We start from the raw sequence: 6,199 nt of genomic DNA on the forward strand, positions 1-6,199 counted from the left end.
AAACAATCGGCCCCATACTGTCATTCTCTTGCTAAATTCTAAACAGCGAAGAAGAAAGACTCTTGTACCTGCTGTCTTCAGCCTCTGCTTCTCACTTCGAAGACTGCGAACTTCAGATAGTTGTTCTCCTCCATCCCCTGCAATTTCGGATGGTCACGACCGGCCGAGCGAAACTCGACGAGGCGCAAAATTTTTCTCGCGTCGACCGCCGCTTCGGCGATCGTCTCCAAAAAGAGATCGGGGTGCATGTGATACGAGCAGGAAGCGGTGATCAAAAAGCCGCGCTCCTTGACCAATTTCATCCCCCGCAGGTTGATTTCCTTGTATCCTCTGATCGCCCCTGGGACCGCCTGGCGCGATTTTGCAAATGCGGGTGGGTCGAGGATCACCGCATCCCACTTTCTGCCCTCTCGCTCCCACACGCGCAGCTGTTCGAACGCATCGGCGACCACAAACTCAAAGTCTGCTTCCTCTTCCAGCCCGTTGATCTCCACGTTGCGAATCGCCGTGTCGATCGCATGCTCCGAAATATCCAGACAGGTGATCTGCTTTGCGCCAAATGCGGCTGCGTGCACGGTGAACGATCCGGTATGGGAGAAGCATTCGAGCACCGAAGAGCCCGGTTGACCGTCGACGCCCGTCTTCACATAGTCTTTGATCGCAGCTCTGTTTTCCTGCTGGTCAAAAAAGTAGCCCGTCTTCTGGCCTCCGACCACGTCGACGATCATCTTCAGGCCGTTCTCCTGAATGACGATCTGCTCTTCCAGCTCACCGTGAAGAAGCCCTGTCGTCTGCTCCAGACCTTCCAGCTCACGAACGCCAACATCGCTGCGCTCATAGATCGCTTTTGGCTGGATCACAGCGAGCAGCGCTCGCACGATCTCCTGTTTTCTGATCTCCATGCCGAGCGATAAGACCTGGAGGACGAGCGTATCGCCAAACTTATCCACGATCAGGCCGGGCAAAAAGTCTGCCTCGCCGTAGATCAGGCGGCAACCGTTCACGTCGGAGAGCATGCGCTGGCGATAGTCCCACGCCTCTTGAATGCGCCGCACAAAAAAGCTCTCGTCGATCTCCTCCGCCTGTTTGTAGGTCATCACACGAACTCTGATCTGCGAGCGCGAATTGTAATAGCCTTTTGCTAAAAACATGCCGTTATGCGCATGAACGGAGACGATCTCACCCGGTTGCGGGTCGCCTTCCATACGTTCAATCTCCCCAGCAAAAATCCAAGGGTGACCTTGTTCCAAGCGCTTTTTGCGCTTTTTGTTCAGATACACGCTTGCCATCGTGACAGATCTCCTTTTTCTACATACAAGTCTGTGGACGAGTCTGCATATGCATTATTAATATCGAAAGCGCCTGGAGGTGGTTCAACTGTTTTGGAAGTCCTTCTTGCTGCTTGCGCTCGGGCTCTCCGGCTTTCTAGCTGGAATGTGGATCATGCGCACCGGGATGGAGCGCATGGCGCTCGACCGCCTTCCTGACCTGATCGGACGCTTCGTCAAGACGCCGACGCGCGGTCTGGTCACCGGAACGGTGCTGACCGCGCTGATCCACTCAAGCGCCGGTGTCAGCATCATCTCCATCGGCCTCGTCTCAGCCGGCGTGATGACCTTTGCCGACTCGCTCGGCGTGATCTTAGGCACCAACATCGGCACGACGATCACCACGCAGATGCTCTCTTTTGACCTCGACGCGCTGATCCTTCCCTCGTTGGTCCTCGGCGTGTTGCTGTCTCTGCTGTTGCGCGGCAAATATAAGTACATCGGGCTCGCTGTGCTCGGCTTTGCCGCGATCTTTCTCGCGCTGGAGCTGATCGAACGCGCCCTGCAACCGCTCAGCCAAACCGATTGGTTCAAGAGCTTCCTGTCCGAGTCTGCTCAGCATCCGCTGCTCGGCGTGCTCGCTGGCTGCCTGCTGACGGCGATCATCACTTCGTCGACCGCGACGACGATGCTGACGATCGTCTTGGCCGGCCAGGGGCTGATCGGCTTGGAAGGCGCGATCGCAATCGTGTTGGGCAACAACATCGGCACCTGCGTGACCTCTGTGATCGCCGCGATCGGACAACCGCTCAATGCGAAGCGCGTCGCGCTCGCTCACGTCATCCTCAACGTGTTTGGCGTGGTGCTGTTCCTGCCGTTCCTAACCGGGTTTGCAGATCTGTGCCGGCTGTTCAGCGACAACATCTCGGTTCAGGTGGCGACCTCACATCTGCTGTTCAATCTGATCTCTTCGCTCGCCGTCTGGCCGTTCACCAAGTGGTATGCGAGCCTCGTCATCTGGCTGATGCCGGAGCCGGTCAAATGATCGCCCGGCTCGGAAAGCAAAACGTTTTGCGCGCATCTCCTGTCGAGAACGGAACTAGTAGCTCGAAGCGGATGTTTTCCCTTCGGCGATCGACACGCCCGCCGAGCAGCCGATGCGGTTCGCACCCGCTGTGATCACATGTACTGCGTCCTCAAGCGAACGGACGCCGCCAGACGCTTTTACGCCAACGTTCGGCCCGACCGACGCACGCATCAGCGCGATATCTTCTGGCGTCGCACCCCCGGTGGAAAAGCCGGTCGATGTTTTGACAAAATCGGCTCCTGCCGCCGCCGACAGCAAGCAGGCGATCGCCTTCTCCAAATCGGTGAGCAGCGCAGTTTCGATGATGACCTTGACGAGCGCACGCTCTCCGACCGCGTCGACAACCGCTCTGATGTCCTCATAGACCGCCTTGAGCTGACCTGCTTTGAGCAGGCCGACCGGAATGACCATGTCCACCTCGTGCGCCCCTTTTTCGACCGCATCGTGCGCTTCAAACGCCTTGACCTCCGACGTGTTGGCACCGAGCGGGAACCCGATGACCGTGCAGACTTTCACTCTGCTTCCGGCAAGTTTTTCTGCCGCGCGCGCCACGTAGACCGGGTTCACGCAAACGGAGAAGAAATTATATGTTTTTGCCTCACTGCAAAGCTGGTCGATCGCCTCTGGCGATGCGTCCGCCTTGAGCAGCGTGTGGTCGATGATAGCGGTCACCTCTTCGAGTGGCACTGGGGTATAGTTCCCTTCCTCCATATGTACAGAACCGATCGCAGCTTCAACTGCCGCTTTCGCTTGCGAAATGATCTCAAGCATTGTTTTTCCTCCTCTGGCAAATCTGTGACCGTTATTATATCATTTCCAAGTTGCTCCCGTCCTATCGAAAACAAAATGAATCGGTTCTCTCTTCTGCGCAGGGTCGATTCGGTTCAAAAAAAGACCCGATTCCAAAAGGAACCGAGTCTTTTCATGCTGCCTAGCGGCGACCTACTCTCCCAGGACCCTGCGGTCCAAGTACCATACCTTCGCTTTCGCTCCGGTGGTTCTCCGCTCCGCTTCGAACGCGGCACCTCTTCTATTCCCTTTTCACATACAAAAAGAAAAAGACCCGATCTCTCAGATCGGGTCTCATCACGCCTAGCGGCGACCTACTCTCCCAGGACCCTGCGGTCCAAGTACCATTGGCTCTGCGGAGCTTAACTTCTGTGTTCGGGATGGGAACAGGTGTGACCTCCGCGACATTACCACTAGACTATGGGGATGTAAATTGTAAGAAATGGTGGGCCCAAGAAGATTCGAACTTCCGACCTCACGATTATCAGTCGTGCGCTCTAGCCAACTGAGCTATGGGCCCTTATGGAGCGGAAGACGGGATTCGAACCCGCGACCCTCGCCTTGGCAAGGCGATGCTCTACCCCTGAGCCACTTCCGCGTACAGGATGTACCGCGTCCAACGTTGCGACAGGACGTCGCGTTCTTAGTTGGACTTCCTCTTCGCATTGCACAGCATCCAACGCTACGCCAAAATGTCGCGCCCTTAGTTGGACTACCTTCAAAAAGGTACTTGAAACAAATGGTGGCTCGGGACGGAATCGAACCGCCGACACGAGGATTTTCAGTCCTCTGCTCTACCGACTGAGCTACCGAGCCTTGCAGTTTGAAAATGGCGGAGCTGACGGGATTCGAACCCGCGGTCTCCTGCGTGACAGGCAGGCATGTTAGGCCTCTACACCACAGCTCCAGGTTGGTTGCGGGGACAGGACTCGAACCTGCGACCTTCGGGTTATGAGCCCGACGAGCTGCCAACTGCTCCACCCCGCGACAATATTAGGTTAAAGAATGGTGGAGGTTGACGGGATCGAACCGCCGACCCTCTGCTTGTAAGGCAGATGCTCTCCCAGCTGAGCTAAACCTCCAAATGGTGACCCGTACGGGATTCGAACCCGTGAATGCCGCCTTGAAAGGGCGGTGAGTTAAGCCGCTTCTCCAACGGGCCAAACATGGTGCCTTCAACCGGAATCGAACCGATGACCTCATCCTTACCATGGATGCGCTCTACCTACTGAGCTATGAAGGCGGGTGGTGCCAGAGGTGGGACTCGAACCCACAAAATCACGATTTTGAGTCGCGCACGTATGCCAATTCCATCACTCTGGCAAATGGCTGGGGAGGAAGGGATCGAACCTTCGCATGACGGAGTCAAAGTCCGTTGCCTTACCGCTTGGCGACTCCCCATTGATTGTGGTAGCGGCGGAGGGACTTGAACCCCCGACCCACCGGGTATGAACCGATTGCTCTAGCCAACTGAGCTACGCCGCCACATGGCGGAGAGAGGGGGATTCGAACCCCCGAGACGGTTTCCCGCCTACACGATTTCCAATCGTGCTCCTTCGACCGGACTCGGACATCTCTCCATCAATGATTCTTATGATTGCTCGTCATCCACATCAGTTCTCGTGGCGACAGGACTTATCTTAACACATCAACACTCTGGAATCAATCAGTTTCTTTCCTGTTCAGCAAACAAAATCGACCATTTTCGACATTATGTAAAAACCTTGTCCCCTTTGATCTCGTTTCCTCAGTTTTTCACATTCTATCACTTTCATTTGCCAGCTTTTCAGGCGGAGCGCAGAGACGAACAAACCTCACCGAATGCTTGAGGTTTGCTCGTCGCCGCTTATCCGTTCATTCGAGGCTGAATCGGGATGTAGATATCCATCTGCTTCGCCTCTCGGTTTTGTGTGCGCTCATCGTACAACTCGATTTCAGGCGCGCCAGCATGCTCATATCCCGAGTCAGGAAACCAGTTTTGGAAGATCTCTTTCCACGTCGCTTGAATCGTATCGGAGAACTTTTCTTCCGGCACCGGCGGCGTGGTAAACACCGCGTAGGTCGCAGCTGGAAGGGTGCGGCAGATCAACTCGCTGTCTGTAAGATCGAGTTCAGCGTCCGTCTCGAACCCGATCAGATAGGTGAAGTCGCCACCTTCGCAGTCGCAATCGATCGAGACACCCATCTCAACGCGGTCGTTCAACTTGTTCGGGATCGTCTCCCACATCTTCTCCTCAATGTATCGTTGCCAGAAGATTGGGATCTCACGCAGGCTGCGCTGCTCGACCGTCGAAGTTCTGATCGCATAGCCGACCACTTTCATTTCTGGTTTGTTGAGAATGATTGGTTTCATCTCAGTTCCTCCTTCTCCTTGATGACCGTCAATTTTTAGACTGATGCGAGGGAAGATCGGTACATGACAACCCGTTTTGCGATATTCGCCTGGCGTTGTCTGAAAGCAGCGCTTGAACGCTCTTGTGAACGTTTCATGACATCCAAACCCGTATTCCAAGGCGATATCCACTATCTTGCGATTGGAGCAGATCAATTCAGTTGCTGCGCGATCCAAACGCCGATTTTTGATATAGCTGACCGCCGATACTCCAGTGATCAGCTGGAACAGGCGGTGAAAGTGGAATGCGGAATAGCACGCTTCCCTTGCCAACTCACTCAGTTCAATATCTGTTGTCAGATGTTCTTCAATATAATCGATCGTCGCTTGGACACGCTGAATCGCTTCCATCGCTTCCATCGCTTCCCCTCCCACATCTTCATCATAATGGAAACAGAACGATTCTTCTTGACGTTTTCTGCTCTAAGTAATGTCGATCCGTTCAGATCTGTCGAAGTCAATCTCATCTCCACTACAAGTGCAGTGCGCTCCCCGAGCAGTGCATTCGCACCCGCTCCGATAGTTCTCCGTTTCGAACACGATCCCCTACATTCTCAAACACAAAACTCTAAGCACAAAAAAGACCCGATCTCTCAGATCGAGTCTCATCACGCCTAGCGGCGACCTACTCTCCCAGGACCCTGCGGTCCAAGTACCATTGGC

General features: G+C 54.8%; 4 protein-coding genes, 12 tRNA genes, 1 rRNA gene and 1 pseudogene. 1 reads left to right on the top strand and 17 read right to left on the bottom strand.

Annotation, left to right across the window (positions count from 1 at the left end; genetic code table 11):
- Positions 1-77: 77 nt before the first annotated feature.
- Positions 78-1,289 carry a class I SAM-dependent rRNA methyltransferase gene (locus ACFSOY_RS14065; protein WP_386047619.1) on the bottom strand — a complete coding sequence of 404 codons (1,212 nt, stop codon included), beginning with the start codon at positions 1,287-1,289 and terminating at the stop codon, positions 78-80.
- 79 nt (positions 1,290-1,368) lie between these two features.
- Here ACFSOY_RS14065 and ACFSOY_RS14070 point away from each other — a divergent pair, with 79 nt between their 5' ends.
- A complete protein-coding gene (locus tag ACFSOY_RS14070) occupies positions 1,369-2,313 on the top strand; it encodes a Na/Pi cotransporter family protein (RefSeq protein ID WP_386047621.1) in 945 nt (314 codons plus the stop codon).
- A 54-nt stretch (positions 2,314-2,367) separates the two neighbouring features.
- Here ACFSOY_RS14070 and deoC read toward each other — a convergent pair whose 3' ends face one another.
- The 16 genes and pseudogenes from deoC to ACFSOY_RS14150 form a co-directional block, all read right to left on the bottom strand.
- A complete protein-coding gene (gene deoC / locus ACFSOY_RS14075; RefSeq protein ID WP_386047651.1) occupies positions 2,368-3,066 on the bottom strand; it encodes a deoxyribose-phosphate aldolase in 699 nt (232 codons plus the stop codon).
- 379 nt (positions 3,067-3,445) lie between these two features.
- Positions 3,446-3,562, bottom strand: a 5S ribosomal RNA gene (gene rrf, locus ACFSOY_RS14080).
- 25 nt (positions 3,563-3,587) lie between these two features.
- Positions 3,588-3,664, bottom strand: a tRNA-Ile gene (locus ACFSOY_RS14085).
- Between the two features lie 3 nt (positions 3,665-3,667).
- Positions 3,668-3,742, bottom strand: a tRNA-Gly gene (locus ACFSOY_RS14090).
- A gap of 142 nt (positions 3,743-3,884) precedes the next feature.
- Positions 3,885-3,960 (bottom strand) — tRNA-Phe (locus tag ACFSOY_RS14095).
- A gap of 14 nt (positions 3,961-3,974) precedes the next feature.
- Positions 3,975-4,051: transfer RNA gene (locus ACFSOY_RS14100), tRNA-Asp, on the bottom strand.
- A 4-nt stretch (positions 4,052-4,055) separates the two neighbouring features.
- Positions 4,056-4,131: transfer RNA gene (locus ACFSOY_RS14105), tRNA-Met, on the bottom strand.
- Positions 4,132-4,150: 19 nt separating this feature from the next.
- A tRNA-Val gene (locus ACFSOY_RS14110) sits at positions 4,151-4,226 on the bottom strand.
- 3 nt (positions 4,227-4,229) lie between these two features.
- Positions 4,230-4,306, bottom strand: a tRNA-Glu gene (locus ACFSOY_RS14115).
- A 5-nt stretch (positions 4,307-4,311) separates the two neighbouring features.
- Positions 4,312-4,387: transfer RNA gene (locus ACFSOY_RS14120), tRNA-Thr, on the bottom strand.
- Between the two features lie 3 nt (positions 4,388-4,390).
- A tRNA-Leu gene (locus ACFSOY_RS14125) sits at positions 4,391-4,467 on the bottom strand.
- 3 nt (positions 4,468-4,470) lie between these two features.
- Positions 4,471-4,545, bottom strand: a tRNA-Gln gene (locus ACFSOY_RS14130).
- Positions 4,546-4,552: 7 nt separating this feature from the next.
- Positions 4,553-4,629 (bottom strand) — tRNA-Met (locus tag ACFSOY_RS14135).
- A gap of 3 nt (positions 4,630-4,632) precedes the next feature.
- A tRNA-Ser gene (locus ACFSOY_RS14140) sits at positions 4,633-4,724 on the bottom strand.
- A 266-nt stretch (positions 4,725-4,990) separates the two neighbouring features.
- Positions 4,991-5,497 (bottom strand): GyrI-like domain-containing protein, encoded by a 507-nt coding sequence (locus tag ACFSOY_RS14145; RefSeq protein ID WP_386047653.1) that lies wholly within the window; start codon positions 5,495-5,497, stop codon positions 4,991-4,993.
- Positions 5,498-5,632: 135 nt separating this feature from the next.
- A pseudogene (locus ACFSOY_RS14150) lies at positions 5,633-5,896 on the bottom strand (helix-turn-helix transcriptional regulator); the annotation flags it as partial.
- Positions 5,897-6,199: the final 303 nt, after the last annotated feature.

The organism is Tumebacillus lipolyticus, from assembly GCF_042682745.1.
GTDB classification, from domain to species: Bacteria; Bacillota; Bacilli; order Tumebacillales; family Tumebacillaceae; genus Tumebacillus_A; species Tumebacillus_A lipolyticus.

What these genes read in the sequence shown, in the direction of transcription:
- deoC (WP_386047651.1), bottom strand. Translation starts at nt 3,066, where the DNA reads ATGGAGGAAGGGAACTATACCCCAGTGCCACTCGAAGAGGTGACCGCT.
- ACFSOY_RS14145 (WP_386047653.1), bottom strand. Translation starts at nt 5,497, where the DNA reads ATGAAACCAATCATTCTCAACAAACCAGAAATGAAAGTGGTCGGCTAT.
- ACFSOY_RS14065 (WP_386047619.1), bottom strand. Translation starts at nt 1,289, where the DNA reads ATGGCAAGCGTGTATCTGAACAAAAAGCGCAAAAAGCGCTTGGAACAA.